The organism is Williamsia herbipolensis (assembly GCF_000964005.1).
Taxonomy (GTDB): Bacteria; Actinomycetota; Actinomycetes; order Mycobacteriales; family Mycobacteriaceae; genus Williamsia_A; species Williamsia_A herbipolensis.
In genome coordinates, this window is sequence record NZ_JXYP01000021.1 from 389107 (window position 1) to 405666 (window position 16560).

Here is a 16560-nt window from a genome sequence, read left to right on the forward strand (position 1 = left end):
GGACAACCGAGACGATGACATCGCAGAAGAAGTTGGTCTACGCCGCCGGAGGGGTGGTGTGGCGACACACCGGATCCGGCAACGGGAAAACCGGGAACGACGCCGGACTCGAGGTGGCGGTCATCCACCGCCCCCGTTACGACGACTGGACCCTGCCCAAGGGCAAGCTCGAACCAGGTGAGACGTTCGTCGCCGCGGCGGTCCGCGAGATCGCCGAGGAGACCGGGTACACCGTCACCCTCGGGCGACGGTTGGCGAAGGTCGACTACGACCTCACGTCGTCGTCGGGACGCAAGCATGTCCACTACTGGTCGGCGAGATGCGTCGCAGGCGAATTCGCCGTCAACGACGAGGTCGACGCCGTCGAGTGGTTGTCGGTCCCGCGCGCCCGCGACCGGTGCAGTTTCCGGGCCGACCGAAAGGTGCTGTCGGAGTTCAGTCGCCTCCCCGCCGATCTGCACACCGTGCTCGTCGTGCGCCACGCGAAGGCCGGCCGCTCGGCCCGCTACCGGGGCGACGACCGGTTGCGCCCGCTCGAACCCGTGGGGCGCACGCAGGCGCAACGCCTCGTCGACCAGTTCCTGATGTTCGGCGCCGACGACATCCACGCCGCCGACCGCACCCGGTGCCTGCAGACGGTCGAGCCGTTGGCCCGTCGTCTCGACGCCCCGATCCGCCTGGAGCCGACGCTGTCGGAGGAGGCCTACCGCGACGACCCCGACGCGGCGCTGACGCGCCTTCGGGAGATCGCGACGGACCGTTCGACGGTGCCGGTGATCTGTAGCCAGGGCAAGGTGATTCCGCCTCTGCTCGCGGCATGGACCGACGGCCACGACGTCTCGCTCCCCCGCACACGCAACCGCAAGGCGAGCATGTGGGCCATCTCGATGTCGGGTGACGCCATCGTCGCGGTCGACCACGTGGACAGCCCTCTGCGCTGAACCGAACCCCCACACAGACGACACGACCCCCGACGGTGGGAAGTCCGTCGGGGGTCGTGTGCGTCGTGCGTCGCGCAGCGAGAGATCAGCGTGCGCGGGCCTTGCGGGCCGGAGCCTTCTTCGCGGCGGCCTTCTTGACCGGAGCGGTCTTCTTCGCGACGGCCTTCTTCACCGGAGCGGTCTTCTTCGCGACCGTCTTCTTCACCGGAGCGGTCTTCTTCGCGACGGCCTTCTTGACCGGAGCGGTCTTCTTCGCGACGGCCTTCTTCACCGGAGCGGTCTTCTTCGCGACCGTCTTCTTCGCGGGGGCAGCCTTCTTCGCGGGCGCGGCCTTCTTGGCCGGGGCCTTCTTCGCGGCGGTCTTGGTCGCGGTGGTGGTCGCACCACTGCCGCGCTTGACCGCGGGACCGGTCGCGCTCAGCTTCTGCTTGCCGGCGACGACGGCCTTGAACTGGGCTCCGGGACGGAACGCCGGCACCGAGGTGGGACGCACCTTCACGGTCTCTCCGGTGCGCGGGTTGCGGGCGACGCGAGCGGCGCGCTTGCGCTTCTCGAAGACACCGAAACCGGTGATCGTCACGCTCTCACCCTTGTTCACCGCACGAACGATGGTGTCGACCACGTGCTCGACGGCGTCGGTGGCCGTCTTCCGATCGGTGCCCAACTTGTCCGTCAGCACCTCGATGAGTTCTGCCTTGTTCATTGAATCAACCTCCGCAAGCTGGATGGCTCACGTTGAGCCAGCTACAGCACACGGTAAACGTCGAGAACGAAAAGTTCCACGTCCTGGCCACAATGAATTTCGGCGTGGCGAGGCGCAATGTCGTTAGACGACATACGATACGCGGTCCTGCGACCCTGTCAGAGGGTCGCAGGTTTCCAATGGGGCCTTACCTTTTCGTACTCGGAAATGGCCTCTACCTGGCGTAATGTCAATCCGATGTCGTCGAGACCCTCCATCAGACGCCACCGCGTGTAGTCGTCAATCCCGAAGCGCACCACCAGGTCACCAACGGCCACGGTTCGATCCTCAAGGCTGACCGTGATTTCCGTCCCGGGCGTTTCTTCGAGCCTTTTCCAGATCAATTCGACATCGGATTGCTCGACCTGGGCGGCGAGAAGACCCGCTTTTCCGGCGTTCCCCCGGAAGATGTCGGCGAATCGCGACGAGATGACGACTCGGAATCCGAAGTCCGAGAGTGCCCACACGGCATGCTCACGGGACGAGCCGGTACCGAAATCCGGACCCGCCACGAGGACCGAGCCGTGCGACCACGGCTCGTTGTTCAGGATGAAATCCGGATCGTTGCGCCAGGCGGCGAACAGGCCGTCCTCGAAACCTGTTCGGGTCACGCGCTTGAGGTAGACCGCCGGGATGATCTGGTCGGTGTCGACATTGCTGCGGCGCAGCGGCACACCGATTCCGGTGTGGGTGGTGAAGGCGTCCATCTGTTACCTCGCTTCTGGGGGCGTGCGCGGTGCGCAGCGCGGGAGTTGGTCAGGCGTTCAGATCGGCAGGGGCCGAGAGGCGCCCGCGGATCGCGGTCGCGGCGGCGACGGCCGGCGACACCAGGTGGGTGCGACCGCCCTTGCCCTGCCTGCCCTCGAAGTTGCGGTTGGAGGTCGATGCGCACCTCTCACCCGGGGCCAGCTGGTCGGGGTTCATGCCCAGACACATCGAGCAGCCGGCCTGCCGCCACTCGGCGCCGGCGGCGGTGAAGATGTCACCGAGGCCCTCGGATTCGGCCTGCGCCCGCACCTGCATCGAGCCCGGCACCACCAGCATCCGCATGCCCTCGGCGATGGTGTGACCCTCGAGGATCCCGGCGACCTCGCGGAGGTCCTCGATGCGGCCGTTCGTGCACGACCCCACGAAGACGGTGTCGATGGCGATGTCACGCAACGGTGTCCCGGGCGTGAGGTCCATGTAGGCCAGGGCCTTCTCCGCCGACGACGCCGCGGACTCGTCGGCGATCTCGGCCGGGTCGGGCACCGATGCCCCCAGGGGCAGACCCTGTCCGGGGTTGGTCCCCCAGGTGACGAAGGGGGTCAGCGTGGACGCATCGATGTGTACCTCGGCGTCGTACGTCGCGCCCGGATCGGTCCGCAGCGAATCCCAGTGCGCGACTGCGGCGTCCCAGTCGTCGCCCTGCGGGGCGTGCGGACGGCCCTTCAGGTACTCGTAGGTGGTCTCGTCGGGCGCGATCATCCCCGCCCGCGCACCGGCCTCGATCGACATGTTGCAGATGGTCATCCGCGCCTCCATCGACAGTTTCTCGATGGCGGGACCGCGGTACTCCAGGACGTGCCCCTGCCCGCCGCCGGTACCGATGGTCGCGATGATGGCGAGGATCAGGTCCTTGCTCGTCACCCCGACCGGCAGCTCACCGTCGACGGTGATGGCCATGGTCTTGAAGGGGCGCAACGACAGGGTCTGCGTGGCGAGCACGTGCTCGACCTCGGAGGTGCCGATGCCCATGGCCAGCGCGCCGAACGCGCCGTGGGTCGAGGTGTGGCTGTCACCGCACACCACGGTCATGCCCGGCTGGGTCAACCCGAGCTGCGGGCCGATGATGTGGACGATCCCCTGGGAGGCATCGCCCATGGGGTGCAGCCGGATACCGAACTCCTCGCAGTTGCTGCGCAGCGTGTCGACCTGGGTGCGCGAGACGAGATCGGCGATGGGCTTGTCGATGTCGAGGGTCGGGACGTTGTGGTCCTCGGTGGCGATGGTCAGGTCGGGACGACGCACCGGCCGGCCCGCGAGGCGCAGACCCTCGAACGCCTGGGGGCTCGTCACCTCGTGGACGAGATGGAGGTCGATGTAGATGAGGTCGGGGTCGCGCTGCCCGCTCTCGTCGGCCTCGCCGGCCTTCACCACGTGTTCGGCCCATACCTTCTCGGCCAGGGTGCGCGGTCCGCTCGTCTGCGTCTCGGTGCTCATCGGGTGATCTCCACGTTCTGTGCCGTACACATATTCGCCATACCAATATTCGGGAGTCTAGTATCGACCTGTGAGACATCCTAGCCCATCCGACGAGGCCGTAGAAGCGGGTCCCGCCATGGTCGTCAGCGGGGTCGGCGTACTCGACAAATCGGTCGCCGTGCTCCGCACCTGCGCCGAGAGTCCCTGCAACCTCAACGAGCTCTGTGCGCGCACCGCGCTCCCCCGGGCCACCGCGCACCGACTGGCGATGGGACTCGAGACCCATCGTCTGCTCGTCCGCGATCCCTCGGGACGGTGGTGTCCCGGGCCGGCGCTCGCCGAACTCGCCGCCGATGCCGGCGATGCGGTGCGCGAGGCCGCGCTGATGGTGCTGCCGCGGCTCCGCGAGATCACCGGCGAATCGGTGCAGCTCTACCGTCGGGAGGGCACGCAGAGGGTGTGCGTCGCCGCGATGGAGCCGCCCACCGGTCTGCGCGACACCGTCCCGGTCGGTGCCCACCTGCCCATGACCGCGGGGTCGGGGGCGAAGGTCTTGCTCGCGTGGGCGGATCCGGCCACCCAGCGGGCGCTCGTGCCCGACAGCGCCTTCAGCGAGCGGGGCCTGCTCGAGATCCGCCGACGCGGATGGGCGCAGAGTGCCGGCGAACGCGAGGCCGGGGTCGCGAGTGTCTCGGCACCGGTACGCGACGCGACCGGCGAGGTGGTCGCCGCGATCTCGGTGTCGGGACCCATCGACCGGATGGGGCGCCGCCCGGGATCGCGCTGGGCCGCCGACCTGCTCGCCGCCGCCGAGGCCATCCACAAACGCCTCACCCACGCCTGACCGAACAGTCGCTCGGCTTGACGGTTTAGGGTCGGGACACCGACCGCGACGGGCCACGAGGGCACGCCGACCGACGAGCAGGAGTCATCACGTGGGAAGCAATCAGCGCGGACAGATCGTGATGGGAGACGACGAGGTCGCCGACTTCCTGAGCCGTAGTCGTACCGCCACCCTGGCGACCCGCTCCGCGTCGGGATCGATCCATCTCGTCGCGATGTGGTACGCGTTGCTCGACGGTGAGATCTGGTTCGAGACCAAGGCCAAGTCGCAGAAGACGGTCAACATCCGGCGTGACCCCGCGGTGTCGGTGATGGTGGAGGCCGGCGACACCTACGACACCCTGCGGGGCGTGGCCATCGAGGGGCACGCCGAGATCGTCGACGATCCCGACACCCTGCTGCGCGTGGGGATCAGCGTGTGGGAGCGCTACACCGGTGAGTACACCGATGAGATGCGGCCGTTCGTCGATCAGATGATGAACAAGCGCGTCGCGGTCCGCGTCGTCGGCACCCGCACCCGCAGCTGGGATCACCGCAAACTCGGCATCCCCGAGATGCCGGTCGGCGGCAGCACCGCCCAGTTCCTCTGAGCCGCACGACCGACCGTCACGCCGCGTGCGCGACCCCGGGCATCACGCCGCGTGCGCGATGACCGTGAAGTTGTCGGCGGAGCAGTCCTGGGCCCCCATGTCCACAGGCCGGCCGCGTTCGTCGAACACCGCCTCCGGCACCAAACCGGCCTCGGCGAGGGTGTCGCGCAGATCGGGCACCGAGGTGAAGTGCACCACCGGGGCGAAGTCGTGTGCGGCGAGCGGTCCCACCGCCCACCGGCCGTGATCGATCGTGAGTCCACGGTGCGCGCGGAAGTTCCGTACCGACCGGACGGCGCTACGCGGGTCGATCAACCACCGCAGGGTGCGAACGGCCAACGCGCGCAGCGACACCGACTGCTGCGTCGGGCGGCGTAGCTGGAACGGCGTCTCCCCGAACGACGGACCGGATTTGTTGAGCGTGGAGAACACGATCACGCCGTCGGCCGCCACGACACGACGGAACTCTTCGAGCACCCCCACCCGATCCTCGTGGGCCAGTGCGTCGATGCCGTTGTTGCTGAACAGGATCAGGCCGTGCCGCCCGGCGTCGACATCGACGAGGTCGCGGGCGTCGGCCACCCGGCAGTCCAGACCCGGGTGGTGGCGGCGGAACGCCGCCACCATGCGCGGCGAGTAGTCGATCGCCTGATAGTCGTCACTGATCAGCTGGAGCAACGCCGTGGTGCGACCCGCCCCGACGCCGACATCGAGGACCGAGGTGCCTCGGCATCGCGGTGCGACGGTCACCAGCGCCCGCTGTTCCCCGGCATCGAGGAATCGCGTGGCACCGGCATTGAGCCGTTCGTAGCCCGCCGCGATGCGTTCGTCGTCGAACACGGCGTGATTGTGTCGGTATGTGTCCACCCCGGTACCCCAGCCTTGCTGCGAGTGCAGCTCGTCGAACTCCCCCACCCACTGTACAAATCTCGACGCCGACACGAACCCGTCGACCGCGATCACCAGCAGGTTCACAGGTCCGGCACAGACGGTGCCTACCATCGGCGGCAGTCATGACCGACACACTCTTCGCCGACGTCTCCTACTTCCAGGTCCCGGTCGACGACAGCTACCCGTATCCGATCCTGTCGATCCGATCGAACGACGGCACGTTCCGCGATCCCCATTTCGCACAGAACCACGCGTGGGTGCGCCGTTCCCTCGACAGCGGTCGTCTCCGGGTCGGCATCGTCTACTGCTACGTACGCCCGAACTGGCTCGAGACCGCGAACACCCTGCGCGACATGATCGATTCCTCCGGCGGGCTGCATCCGCGGGTGGTGTTGATGCTCGACGTCGAGTCGGGCGGCAACCCGCCCGGCGACGGATCCGACTGGATCAACCGGACATACGCCAATCTCGTCGAGTACGCCGGCGGCAACGCCCGCCGCGTCATCGGTTACGCCAATGCCGCCGACTTCTTCGGCCTGTGGCGGACCCGGCCGCCGGGGCTGCAGGTGATCGGCGCGGGGTATGGCCGCAATCCGAACCTGCCGGGCCAGATCGCCCATCAGTACACCGACGGCAGCGGATACGGCGGCGGGCTACCCGAGGGCGCTCCCCCGTTCGGCAACTGCGACATGAACTCCGCCGACGGTCTGTCGGCCGATCAGTTCGCGGCGCGGTGCGGCATAGCGCCGGCGGTCGTCAACGAGATCGACGCGGCGGCGCGGATCGCCGCGAACTGGCTCGGGCGGCGGATCACCGTCGGTGAACGCACCACCCCCGACGGTCGGGGCCGGTTCGCGGAATTCGAGCACGCGCACATCTACTGGTCGCCGACGATGCCGAGGTCTGCCGACGGCCGCATCCACGCGATCCCGATCCCGCACGGCGGACTCTTCGAGTCGTGGGCCGGTGACTACGACTTCGAACGCGGTCCGCTCGGGTATCCCGTGTGGCCGCACCTCGTGCTCCCCGGCGGCGGCGTGCAGGCGTTCGCCGGTGGCGTCCTGTTCCGCCGGAACGGGTCGCCGCACGGCTACTACGTCCACGGGCTCATCGGCGATCACTATGCGGCGGCCGGCTGGCAGGACAGCGCCCTGGGCTACCCGACGTCGAACGAGTACCCGCGGGCCGGCGGTCGCCGCCAGGACTTCGAACACGGGTCACTGCTGTGGACCGCCCCGACCGGCGTGACGCGCATCGACACCCCGACAACAAGATGACCCCCTCACCCGGATGCGGGTGAGGGGGTCATCTCTATGTAGCCCCGATGGGATTCGAACCCACGCTACCGCCGTGCGAGGGCGAACCACGCCCGACACCGCCAGCCACGCCGCGGTACGCCGCAACTCGTGCGGCGTGAACGTCCACCTCAGTACTTCCAGCAGACGGTCGAGCGCGATCACTCGGCGTGCTGCGATGCGCTCAACTGTCAGCTCCTCGCGTGCCCGCAGTACCGGGTTCTGAGGGAAGGACGCGGCGCTGCCGAGCATCAGCTCGTGGGCCAGCGTTGACCGCCGTTCATCCTGCAGCTGGTGGCGCTGGATCTCGATGTCGTCGCGGTCGATGCGGCTACGGACGCCAGGCGGTAGGTGGTCAACGAGCCTGATCGCGAGGTGTCCGCGATCACGCGCATCCCGCCACGAGTGGTAAGTCGTCATGCCCAGAACGTATGAGCAGGGTGTGACAGAATCGCGTTGACCAGGGATGACACCGTTGTGATTCAACACCCGCAGACACAGACGTAGCCCCAGCCGCTGAGGCTGGGGCTACGGTGTTGGTTTCGATTCGTGCCGAACATCAGACAGATGTCAGTAACCCATCGTTGCCATCCCTCTCGGTTTTCCGATCTCTGATCACACGAACTTACACTTTTCAGGATACAACGCCACATATTTCCGCAGTGAATCCAGCAGCGGCCAGGTGTGCCAGTCCTCGATCATCAGCTCGTTGCGAGCTACTAGATCGTTCGCGAGATCGATCGCAGCGTCATACTCGTCGAGCAGAACACGACGAGCCAGCTCGAACCGGCGCGGCAGTCGAGTCACATCCCACTCGGTAACTTCGTCACGGAAAACCTTCTTACCAGCACGTTTGAGCGCAACCCACCGGTTGACCATCATGACACGACGGTAGTCCTGGTCGCTGCACACGGCCTCGACGCAGCGCACGTACTCATCAACCGCGCTGTCATGCGATCGCTCGAGCAAGCGGTAGCTGTGGTTCGCGATCAAGCCGTCGACGTCCGCTGGCTCCTCCTGATTCCCCTCGTAGTACGTCACGAAGTGCGCGAAAGCTGCGTAACCCACGGCAAGGATTAGCTCACATGCCCCCTGCAGGTACTTCCTATTCACCCTTAATCGGTCATTCAACTTCGGCCGGTGCACGATGCCCTCCGGCAACCGTGTCAAGTAGGTCTCATTGACCAGACCACCAGCATGGACGATGTTGTTCCGCCGAAGGAACACCTCCTGGAACGTCAGCGGGTGATCGGTGACTTTGCTCAACGGGATGTCTACAGCTTTATTTAGCCACTCGAACCACTCAGTCACCCCCTCGTAGGCCTTGTCGCGCACGAACTTCTCTGCGTGACTGAGAATCAGATCGTCGAGTGATGCAAATTTCGCGATGTCGCAGAGCTTGTAGGGCTTCTTGGACTCGTACATTGCGGACGGCTTGACGCAAGCGGCGGCCAACATGATTTCAGACATAAGGACGTCAAATGCGCCAACGGCACTGGTCAGCAACGCTTCACGCATCTTGGCTTGACGCGATCGCTGCGTCAGCGCAGCAGTCACATCCCTGTAGTACAGGGTTCCATAGCCGGGAGCGTCCACCGACAACTCCTCAAGCTTGCTGCGCACCCGGTTGCGGACTTCCTGAAAGACATTGCCAGGCGCGCTCGCGGAAACTGCCTGGTCCGCAGCGTCGAAAATTGCGTCAATCGTTTCGTCCGAGTCGCTGGGGTTCCATTGCCGTACAACCTTTTTGAAGTAGTCCCGCCGAGAGTCGCGAGGAAGATTGTCGTGGTGGAAGCTCATCAGATCGAACACCGCATCCATGGCGCCTTCGAACTCAGTGATTGCCTGGATGACCGGCAATCGCACGTCCGACAGGGACCGTCGAGTCTCACTCACTGCTCTTATTCCCTCGTCTCATCCTGCGACTCTTCGCGGCGCCGGCGTGGCGATCGTACTCAATCTCACCGTGCGACTTGCCCTGCCCACGGCGGTTCGCCAGCTCGAAGTCGGTCTGCTTCAGCAGCTCCGGCCGCCGCGCCTGCACCCACTGCGCGGGGTAGCGAGCCGGGTCATTCTCGTGCGAGACCACCAGCTCGGTGTCGGTCATGCGGGCTTCCCTCCCACTCCAGCGAGACGATACCGACGAGGCCCGACAGCGTCAGTCGGGCGACTGGTCCATCGCGGACAACGCCTTCTTCATCAATGACTCCAGGTCCCACCCGATGGCCACCGTCCCCGACCCGAGCGTCAAGTCGACAGATTTGCCGTCGGTCAGAGCAATTCGCAGCGTTGTCGCTGGATCGCGATCATTGTCCAGGTAGTGAAAGATGCCCTCGAGTAGCCCTGCAGTGAACGTCTTTCGAGAGTGCGCCGCTGAGAACGCGCCGACGAGCATGCCGACGTGATCAAACTTCAACTCGTCGGCGTGGATGAGCGCGGGTTGGTTGTCTTCGGTCATGTCAGCGGTCCGATCCCGTGACCTCGATGACGTACGCCGTTACCTCGGGCACCGTCGTCGAGCCACCCATGGTGGTGTCGTAGGACTTCGAGCCGTCCACCTTTACATACAGCGTCACCAGATCGTCCTCGACAACGTCATCGAAGCCACCCGACATGCCCTCGTTTACTACGGTGTTGACGTTGTACTCGAAGCCATACTCCTGCGGCACACCCTCGGTGTCGGCCCGGAACGTCGTCGTGCCGGTCGCCGAATCGAACTGGGTCACCTTGCCGTAGATCCGCACCTTCTCGCCGATGTGGCCGTCCGGGTCCTTCGCGATCAACGCCCACCCGCGATCGCCGACCTCGGTGTAGCTCGCCGGATCACGCAACGCAGCCTGCTCACGCTCACGGGCCGCAGCTGCCGCAGCCGACGCCGACGCGGCGGCGGCCGACTCCGCGACCCGTGACGACTCCGCTGCCGCGACCGCGGCGGGGTCCACCGACGGCGTCACTGTCACGTAGGTCGTCGGTGTCGATTCCTTCGCCGCGGTGCTGGTGTCGCCGTCGTCGCCACCACTGACGGCGGCGCCGATGATGATGATCACCACGAGCGCCACGCCGGCGCCGATCCAGATCCCGCGGCGGTTCTTCTTCGGCGGCTGGGACGCAACGTAGGACGGCGGTCCGCCGGCGTTGCGTGTGTCGCTGGTCCACGTGTTGTTCTTGCCGTCCCACCAGCGTTCGCGGGACGAGTCTTCAGGGTCCGGGTGCCATCCGGTCGGCGTCGTCATGAATCGGACGATAAGTCACGAATCAGACAGCGCGCAGAGAGTTGTCGTACGTTCGGACGACCAGACGACACAGCCCGCTCATCTGATGTAGTCAAAATGTAGTCACGCGGCCGACTGGCCCAGAAACGAGAATGTCCCCCTCACCCAACCTTGCAGGTGAGAGGGACATTCTCTGTGTAGCCCCGATGGGATTCGAACCCACGCTACCGCCGTGAGAGGGCGGCGTCCTAGGCCGCTAAACGACGGGGCCAAGATCTTCATTTGTTGCACCGACATCTGCCGTTCCCGACAGCGTCGCCGCCATTTTACCGAAGCGACCGTCGAGAACCAAAATCGATTCTCGCCGATCTGCTCGACGCTGGGGTACCAGGACTCGAACCTAGAATGGCGGTACCAGAAACCGCTGTGTTGCCAATTACACCATACCCCAAGGTAGGGCCACTCGAAGCTGCCGCCGAACTCTGCGGTGGCCGCGAAAAGCGCCGAGAAGGAGGGTATCAAAGGCGGGCACCCGAACCACAAACCGGCTGCTCAGGCCCCACTGCAGAAGGTGTCACGGGCCGAACGCAGGCGCACGAGTGTGCTCTCGCGACCCAGCAGCTCGATCGACTCGAACAGCGGCGGGCTGATGTGCGATCCGGAGATCGCGACCCGCACCGGACCGAAGGCCTTGCGGGGCTTCAACTCCAGACCCTCCACCAGTGCCGCCTTGAGGGCCTCCTCGATGGCCGACGTCGACCACTCCGACACGCCCTCGACGGCGGCGATCGACGCGTCGAGAACCGGCGCGGCGTCGGGTCCGAGGTTCTTCGCCGCCGACCCCTCGTCGATGGTGAGGTCGGCGTCGGTGGTGAAGAGGAACGACATCAGCGGCCAGGCATCCCCCAGCACCTGGATGCGCGTCTGCACCAGCTCGGCGATGACGGGGAACGACGAGGTGTCGGCGGTGGCCGACAGCAACCCCCGGTCGACGAGGTAGCCGAGCAGCCGTGCGGCGAAGTCCTCGGGCGTGAGTCGACGGATGTGCTCGGCGTTGATCGCCTCGGCCTTCTTGAGATCGAAGCGGGCCGGGTTCGAGTTCACCTGTCGCACATCGAATGCGGCGATCATCTCGTCGAGGGAGAACAGGTCGTGGTCGTCGGCGATGCCCCAGCCGAGCAGCGCCAGATAGTTCAGCAGGCCTTCGGGGATGAACCCACGATCACGATGATGGAACAGGCTCGACTGCGGATCACGCTTGGAGAGCTTCTTGTTGCCGTCGCCCATCACGAACGGCAGGTGCCCGAACTGCGGAACCGCCTCCGCGACACCGATGCGGATGAGCGCCTCGTACAGCGCGATCTGCCGCGGCGTCGACGACAACAGGTCCTCGCCGCGCAGGACATGGGTGATCTTCATCGCGGCGTCGTCGACCGGGTTCACCAGGGTGTACAGCGGGTCACCCGAGGCGCGGGTGAGCGCGAAGTCCGGTACCGACCCGGCGCGAGCGGTGATGGTGCCGCGCACGAGGTCGTCGAACACGATGTCGTGGTCGGGCATCCGCAGCCGCACCACCGAGGGGCGTCCGTCGGCCCGGTACGCCTCGCGCTGCTCGTCGGTCAGATCGCGATCGTGGTTGTCGTACCCGAGCTTCGGGTCACGACCGGCGGCCCGGTGCCGCGCCTCGACCTCGTCGGCGGTGGAGAACGCCTCGTACGCCTCACCCGCGTCGAGCAGGCGCGCGACGACGTCGCGATGGAGGCCGGCGCGCAACGACTGCCGGTAGGGCTCGTAGGGTCCACCGACCTCCGGGCCCTCGTCCCAGTTCAGGCCGAGCCACCGCAGCGCGTCGAGCAGCGCCGCGTAGGACTCCTCGGAGTCGCGGGCGGCATCGGTGTCCTCGATGCGGAACACGAAGGCGCCGTCGGTGTGTCGGGCGTGGGCGTAGTTGAACAGAGCCGTGCGGATCAGTCCGACGTGCGGGGTCCCGGTGGGCGACGGACAGAAGCGGACGCGGACCGAACTCGGAGTCGACATGCTCGCTAGGCTAGCGCCCGCCCCAGGAAGTCGATCAGCAGCCGGTTCACCTCGTCGGGCTGCTCGAGATATCCGTAGTGGCCCGCCCGGGCGACCTCCCGGTACTCCGCCCCGTCGATCGCGTCGGCGACCTCGCGGGCGAGATGCGGCGGCAGGGTGCGATCGTCGGCGAACCCGATGACCAACACCGGACAACGGACAGCGCGGTAGGCCTCGAGACGGTCGGCCTCGCCGTCGTGGAGCTGCAGCTGCGCCCGCACCCCGGGACTGCGCGCCTGCCCGGAGAACTCGATGATGTCGAGCCAGTCGCGGGCCTGCGCGTCGTCGACGAGGGTGTGCGGCGAGAGGTTCAGATGCGCGGTGATCGCGGCGTGGTAGGCGTCGGGCAGGGTGATGTCGCGGTCGATCAGTTCGCGCTCACCGGCGGAGATCGCGGTCTGCATCGTCCCGCTGCGTCCGTAGGTCGCAATCATGGCCGCGCATCGCACGAGATCGGGCCGCGCGAGGGCGAGTTCCTGCACGATGCGCGCGCCCAGCGACGTGCCGATCACCGCGACGGGCCCGACGCCGAGGTAGTCGATGAGCGCGGCGGTGTCGGCGACCATGTCGTCGAGGGTGAATCCCTCGGCGCACTCACTCGAGGGCGCTATGCCGCGGTTGTCGAAGGTGATGACCCGATGGCCGGCCCGGATGAGCGCGGGTTGCTGGTGGGCCTTCCACACGCGCCCCGGGCTTCCGGTCCCCATCACCATCACGACCACGGGTCCGGTGCCGGCGTCCTCGTAGGAGATCGAGATCCCGTTCACGCGAGCGGTTCTCGGCGGTGTCGGTGGCACGCTCAGCCCCGATCGGTGACGGGGTTGGTGAGCGTCCCGATCCCCTCGACGCTGACCGAGACCTCCTGGCCGGCGACCATCGGACCGATGCCCTCCGGGGTGCCGGTGAGGATCACGTCGCCCGGCAGGAGCGTCATGATCGCCGAGATCCACTCCACGATGGCACCGATGTCGTGCACCATCAGGCTCGTACGGCTGCGCTGCACGACCTTCCCGTCGAGCTCGGTGCGGATCTCGAGGTCGGCGGGGTCGAGTTCGGTCTCGATCCAGGGTCCGAGCGGACAGAAGGTGTCGTATCCCTTGCCGCGGGTCCACTGCCCGTCGGCCTGCTGCTGATCGCGCGCGGTGACGTCGTTGGCCACGGTGTAGCCGAGGATGGCCCCCGCGGCGTCGCGGGCCGCCACGTCCCGACACGGGCGTCCGATGACGATCGCGAGCTCGCCCTCGTAGTCGACGCGCTGCGAGCTCGCCGGACGTGCGATCGCCACACGCGGACCGATGATGGAGGTGTTCGGTTTGATGAAGATCACCGGGTCCTCCGGCGCGGTCCCACCCATCTCGGCGGCGTGCGCGGCGTAGTTCTTGCCGATGCAGACCACCTTGCTGGCGAGGATCGGTGCGAGCAGACGCACATCGGACAGGGGCCACGATCGTCCGGTGAAGGTGGGGACACCGAACGGGTGTTCGGCGATCTCTCGGCACCGGGCGTCCCCGCCCTCGACGTCACCCTCCACGGAGACGAATGCCACACCATCGGGACTCGCGATTCGACCTAGACGCATGACGCCCAGGCTATCCCACCGCCCGCGTCCGACCGGCCCGCGGGCGACGCGTCGCCTGTATTAGAATGTGGGCAATACTTCCCAGAATATGAGAACCACGACGATTGCCGCAGGACAGGAGGCCGATCACGATGGACACCGAACCGTCGACCACCCGCAGGTGGGCCATGCTCGTCGCGTCGATCCTCGGCGCGATGGCCACGACCTGCACCGTGAGCGGTGTCGGATTCCTCATCCCGGAACTGCACACCGGCGAGGGGATGTCGATCGCCGCGGCGTCGACGCTGGCCACCGTGCCCACGATCGGTCTGATGCTCACGATCATCCCGTGGGGTGCGGCTCTCGATCGGTTCGGTGAACGCAGGATCCTGCTGATCTCGTTGGGCCTCACCGTCGTCGCGACCACCGGCGCGGCGGTGTCGTCGGCCACCGATCTCGGACGCGGGGTACTCGCGGCGTGGCTCCTGATCGGCGGCATGGCCTCGGCCGCGACGAACGGTGCGAGTGGTCGGATCGTCGTCGGCTGGTTCCCCCCGCGCGGCCGCGGTACGGCCATGGGGGTGCGTCAGACCGCGCAGCCACTCGGGATCGGACTGTGCGCGTTGACCATCCCGGTGCTCTCGGCGGCTCATGGCGTGACCGCAGGCCTGTGGGTCCCGGTGGGGATGTCACTGGCGGGGTTGGTCGCGGTGGCGGTCACGATCGTCGATCCGCCCCGGACCAGTACGGCGACCGACGTCGGTGCGGGCGTGAACCCGTATCGCGCCTCGTCGTTCCTGCCGCGCGTGCACGCGGTGAGCGTGCTGCTCGTGATCCCGCAATCGACACTGTGGACCTTCGTCCCCGCGTGGCTGATCGTCGCCCATCACTGGGCTCCCGGTACGGCGGGCGTGCTGGTGACCGTGAGCCAGGTGCTCGGCGCGGCCGGCCGGATCGCCGCGGGTCGGTGGTCGGATGTGTGGGGATCGCGGATGAAACCGATCCGCGTCATCGCCCTGGGCGCCGCGGTGTCGAGTGCCGTTCTGGCCCTCACCGACTGGGTGTCGAGTCCCGTCGCCGCCGCGGTCATGGTGGTGGCGACGGTGATCACCGTCGCCGACAACGGTCTCGCCTTCACCGGTATCGCCGAATACGCCGGACCGTCGTGGAGCGGTCGCGCGTTGGCGGTACAGAACACCGGTCAGTTCCTCGCGACCTCGGCCACCACACCGGTGTTCGGCGCTCTCATCGGTGCGGCGGGGTTCCCGCTCGCGTTCGCCGTGATGTCGCTCGCCCCGCTGGTCGCCCTGCCGCTGGTGCCGCGTGATCCCGCACCGCGACCGAAAGAGGCCGGCGTCACGGTCGTTTCGCGCTGACCTCGCCGGTGCGGGCCGAGATGATGTGGCCACCACCGGATCCGCCGAGCGGTTCTAGCCCGAGGATGCGGCGACGGATCGCCGGTCGGTCGAGATCGTCGATCACCGTGAACCCTGCGGTGCGCAACACCCTGTGGAGCTCGGCCGGGGCGACCGGGTCCGACAGCGGCTCACCCACACGCGCGGTGCGTGCGCGCAGATCGGACGCGGCGGCGAGCGCCGCGGCATCGGGATCGGTGATGGGCGCGCTGTAGTCGAAGACGATCTCGCAGTCGGCCATGGCACCGAACGCCCCGAGTGTCGTCGCAACCGCAGGGGGCGTGAGATAGGGCATGACACCGAGCCACATGACCACGGCCGCATCATCGGGTGCGAATCCACCCACGGTCATCGCCGCGATCAGGTCGTCGCGCTCGAAGTCCACCCCGATCGTGCGCACCGATGCCGGGATCGCGATCCCCGCCTGCCGCAGTCGTTCTCGCTTCCACTTCCCCGTCGCCGGGTGGTCGACCTCGAACACCGTGACCGCCGGGTCCGGTTGCCGGTAGGCGAACGTGTCGAGGCCGGCGCCCAGGACCGCGACCTGTCGGACGCCGCGGGTCGTCGCGATGCGCGCCCGATCCTCGGCGAATCGATGGCGCGCGGCGATGAACCATCGCAGGCCGTGTCGCGACCCAGCCCGTGCGGACTCGACGATCCGCGCACGGTCGTCGACACCCAGGATCGCCCACGCGAGCGGATCGCTGAACACGACACCGCCGTCGAGATCCTGGTGCACCGCGCGGTGTCGCGCGGCGCCGAAGGCCGTCGCGCTCGGTTGCCCGTCCCGCATCGCCCCGGCGCCTGGAGATG

17 protein-coding genes, 2 tRNA genes and 1 pseudogene are annotated in these 16560 nt (G+C 67.1%); 6 read left to right on the forward strand and 14 right to left on the reverse strand.

Features of this window, described 5'->3' with window-relative positions:
* Nucleotides 1–14: 14 nt before the first annotated feature.
* Complete coding sequence (locus TU34_RS13040) at nucleotides 15–941, forward strand: NUDIX hydrolase (protein WP_045823217.1); 927 nt, start codon at nucleotides 15–17, stop codon at nucleotides 939–941.
* 85 nt (nucleotides 942–1026) lie between these two features.
* On the opposite strand, the gene TU34_RS13045 is transcribed toward TU34_RS13040, so the two are convergent.
* From TU34_RS13045 to leuC, 3 genes are all read right to left on the reverse strand, one after another.
* A complete protein-coding gene (locus TU34_RS13045; RefSeq protein ID WP_045823218.1) occupies nucleotides 1027–1644 on the reverse strand; it encodes an HU family DNA-binding protein in 618 nt (205 codons plus the stop codon).
* Between the two features lie 158 nt (nucleotides 1645–1802).
* The gene (leuD, locus tag TU34_RS13050) at nucleotides 1803–2390 is read right to left on the reverse strand and encodes a 3-isopropylmalate dehydratase small subunit (RefSeq protein ID WP_045823219.1); all 588 of its coding nucleotides are present in this window, start codon (nucleotides 2388–2390) and stop codon (nucleotides 1803–1805) included.
* A 49-nt stretch (nucleotides 2391–2439) separates the two neighbouring features.
* Entirely contained in the window at nucleotides 2440–3885 is a 1446-nt protein-coding gene (leuC, locus tag TU34_RS13055) for a 3-isopropylmalate dehydratase large subunit (RefSeq protein ID WP_045823368.1), read from the reverse strand.
* A gap of 118 nt (nucleotides 3886–4003) precedes the next feature.
* Between leuC and TU34_RS13060 the strand changes: the two genes are divergently transcribed.
* Nucleotides 4004–4711: an IclR family transcriptional regulator gene (locus tag TU34_RS13060; protein ID WP_045823220.1), complete on the forward strand. Its 708-nt coding sequence runs from the start codon at nucleotides 4004–4006 to the stop codon at nucleotides 4709–4711.
* Nucleotides 4712–4802: 91 nt separating this feature from the next.
* Nucleotides 4803–5300 carry a pyridoxamine 5'-phosphate oxidase family protein gene (locus TU34_RS13065; protein ID WP_045823221.1) on the forward strand — a complete coding sequence of 166 codons (498 nt, stop codon included), beginning with the start codon at nucleotides 4803–4805 and terminating at the stop codon, nucleotides 5298–5300.
* Between the two features lie 42 nt (nucleotides 5301–5342).
* Here the strand turns inward: TU34_RS13065 and TU34_RS13070 are convergent, their stop codons facing one another.
* Nucleotides 5343–6302, reverse strand: a complete 960-nt coding sequence (locus tag TU34_RS13070) for a class I SAM-dependent methyltransferase (RefSeq protein WP_082080233.1) — start codon at nucleotides 6300–6302, stop codon at nucleotides 5343–5345.
* 11 nt (nucleotides 6303–6313) lie between these two features.
* On the opposite strand from TU34_RS13070, the pseudogene TU34_RS24635 reads away from it, so the two are divergent.
* Both TU34_RS24635 and TU34_RS24640 read left to right on the forward strand, forming a co-directional pair.
* Nucleotides 6314–6934 (forward strand): annotated as a pseudogene (locus TU34_RS24635) (hypothetical protein); the annotation flags it as partial.
* A 66-nt stretch (nucleotides 6935–7000) separates the two neighbouring features.
* Nucleotides 7001–7468, forward strand: a complete 468-nt coding sequence (locus TU34_RS24640; RefSeq protein WP_420835183.1) for an LGFP repeat-containing protein — start codon at nucleotides 7001–7003, stop codon at nucleotides 7466–7468.
* Between the two features lie 633 nt (nucleotides 7469–8101).
* Here the strand turns inward: TU34_RS24640 and TU34_RS13085 are convergent.
* From TU34_RS13085 to TU34_RS13125, 9 genes are all read right to left on the reverse strand, one after another.
* Nucleotides 8102–9352: a hypothetical protein gene (locus tag TU34_RS13085; protein ID WP_045823223.1), complete on the reverse strand. Its 1251-nt coding sequence runs from the start codon at nucleotides 9350–9352 to the stop codon at nucleotides 8102–8104.
* Between the two features lie 22 nt (nucleotides 9353–9374).
* Complete coding sequence (locus tag TU34_RS13090) at nucleotides 9375–9593, reverse strand: hypothetical protein (RefSeq protein ID WP_045823224.1); 219 nt, start codon at nucleotides 9591–9593, stop codon at nucleotides 9375–9377.
* 51 nt (nucleotides 9594–9644) lie between these two features.
* A complete protein-coding gene (locus TU34_RS13095) occupies nucleotides 9645–9944 on the reverse strand; it encodes a hypothetical protein (protein ID WP_045823225.1) in 300 nt (99 codons plus the stop codon).
* Nucleotide 9945: 1 nt separating this feature from the next.
* A complete protein-coding gene (locus tag TU34_RS24095) occupies nucleotides 9946–10719 on the reverse strand; it encodes a DUF2510 domain-containing protein (protein ID WP_045823226.1) in 774 nt (257 codons plus the stop codon).
* 177 nt (nucleotides 10720–10896) lie between these two features.
* Nucleotides 10897–10969 (reverse strand) — tRNA-Glu (locus TU34_RS13105).
* Nucleotides 10970–11077: 108 nt separating this feature from the next.
* A tRNA-Gln gene (locus TU34_RS13110) sits at nucleotides 11078–11149 on the reverse strand.
* Nucleotides 11150–11250: 101 nt separating this feature from the next.
* On the reverse strand, nucleotides 11251–12735 hold the full coding sequence (gltX, locus tag TU34_RS13115) for a glutamate--tRNA ligase (protein ID WP_045823227.1): 1485 nt from the start codon (nucleotides 12733–12735) through the stop codon (nucleotides 11251–11253).
* 5 nt (nucleotides 12736–12740) lie between these two features.
* Complete coding sequence (locus TU34_RS13120; protein WP_238981283.1) at nucleotides 12741–13541, reverse strand: alpha/beta fold hydrolase; 801 nt, start codon at nucleotides 13539–13541, stop codon at nucleotides 12741–12743.
* Nucleotides 13542–13573: 32 nt separating this feature from the next.
* Nucleotides 13574–14353, reverse strand: coding sequence for a fumarylacetoacetate hydrolase family protein (locus tag TU34_RS13125; protein WP_045823228.1), 780 nt, complete (start codon nucleotides 14351–14353; stop codon nucleotides 13574–13576).
* Between the two features lie 131 nt (nucleotides 14354–14484).
* On the opposite strand from TU34_RS13125, the gene TU34_RS13130 reads away from it, so the two are divergent.
* Entirely contained in the window at nucleotides 14485–15708 is a 1224-nt protein-coding gene (locus TU34_RS13130; RefSeq protein WP_203225454.1) for an MFS transporter, read from the forward strand.
* Here TU34_RS13130 and TU34_RS13135 read toward each other — a convergent pair.
* Complete coding sequence (locus tag TU34_RS13135; protein ID WP_045823229.1) at nucleotides 15689–16540, reverse strand: class I SAM-dependent methyltransferase; 852 nt, start codon at nucleotides 16538–16540, stop codon at nucleotides 15689–15691. The genes TU34_RS13130 and TU34_RS13135 overlap by 20 nt on opposite strands.
* Nucleotides 16541–16560 lie beyond the last annotated feature (20 nt).

Coding starts and splice junctions, on each gene's coding strand:
- TU34_RS13040 (WP_045823217.1), top strand. CDS start 15: ATGACATCGCAGAAGAAGTTGGTCTACGCCGCCGGAGGGGTGGTGTGG.
- TU34_RS13045 (WP_045823218.1), bottom strand. CDS start 1,644: ATGAACAAGGCAGAACTCATCGAGGTGCTGACGGACAAGTTGGGCACC.
- leuD (WP_045823219.1), bottom strand. CDS start 2,390: ATGGACGCCTTCACCACCCACACCGGAATCGGTGTGCCGCTGCGCCGC.
- leuC (WP_045823368.1), bottom strand. CDS start 3,885: ATGAGCACCGAGACGCAGACGAGCGGACCGCGCACCCTGGCCGAGAAG.
- TU34_RS13060 (WP_045823220.1), top strand. CDS start 4,004: ATGGTCGTCAGCGGGGTCGGCGTACTCGACAAATCGGTCGCCGTGCTC.
- TU34_RS13070 (WP_082080233.1), bottom strand. CDS start 6,302: ATGGTAGGCACCGTCTGTGCCGGACCTGTGAACCTGCTGGTGATCGCG.
- TU34_RS13090 (WP_045823224.1), bottom strand. CDS start 9,593: ATGACCGACACCGAGCTGGTGGTCTCGCACGAGAATGACCCGGCTCGC.
- TU34_RS13095 (WP_045823225.1), bottom strand. CDS start 9,944: ATGACCGAAGACAACCAACCCGCGCTCATCCACGCCGACGAGTTGAAG.
- TU34_RS24095 (WP_045823226.1), bottom strand. CDS start 10,719: ATGACGACGCCGACCGGATGGCACCCGGACCCTGAAGACTCGTCCCGC.
- gltX (WP_045823227.1), bottom strand. CDS start 12,735: ATGTCGACTCCGAGTTCGGTCCGCGTCCGCTTCTGTCCGTCGCCCACC.
- TU34_RS13125 (WP_045823228.1), bottom strand. CDS start 14,353: ATGCGTCTAGGTCGAATCGCGAGTCCCGATGGTGTGGCATTCGTCTCC.
- TU34_RS13130 (WP_203225454.1), top strand. CDS start 14,485: ATGGACACCGAACCGTCGACCACCCGCAGGTGGGCCATGCTCGTCGCG.
- TU34_RS13135 (WP_045823229.1), bottom strand. CDS start 16,540: ATGCGGGACGGGCAACCGAGCGCGACGGCCTTCGGCGCCGCGCGACAC.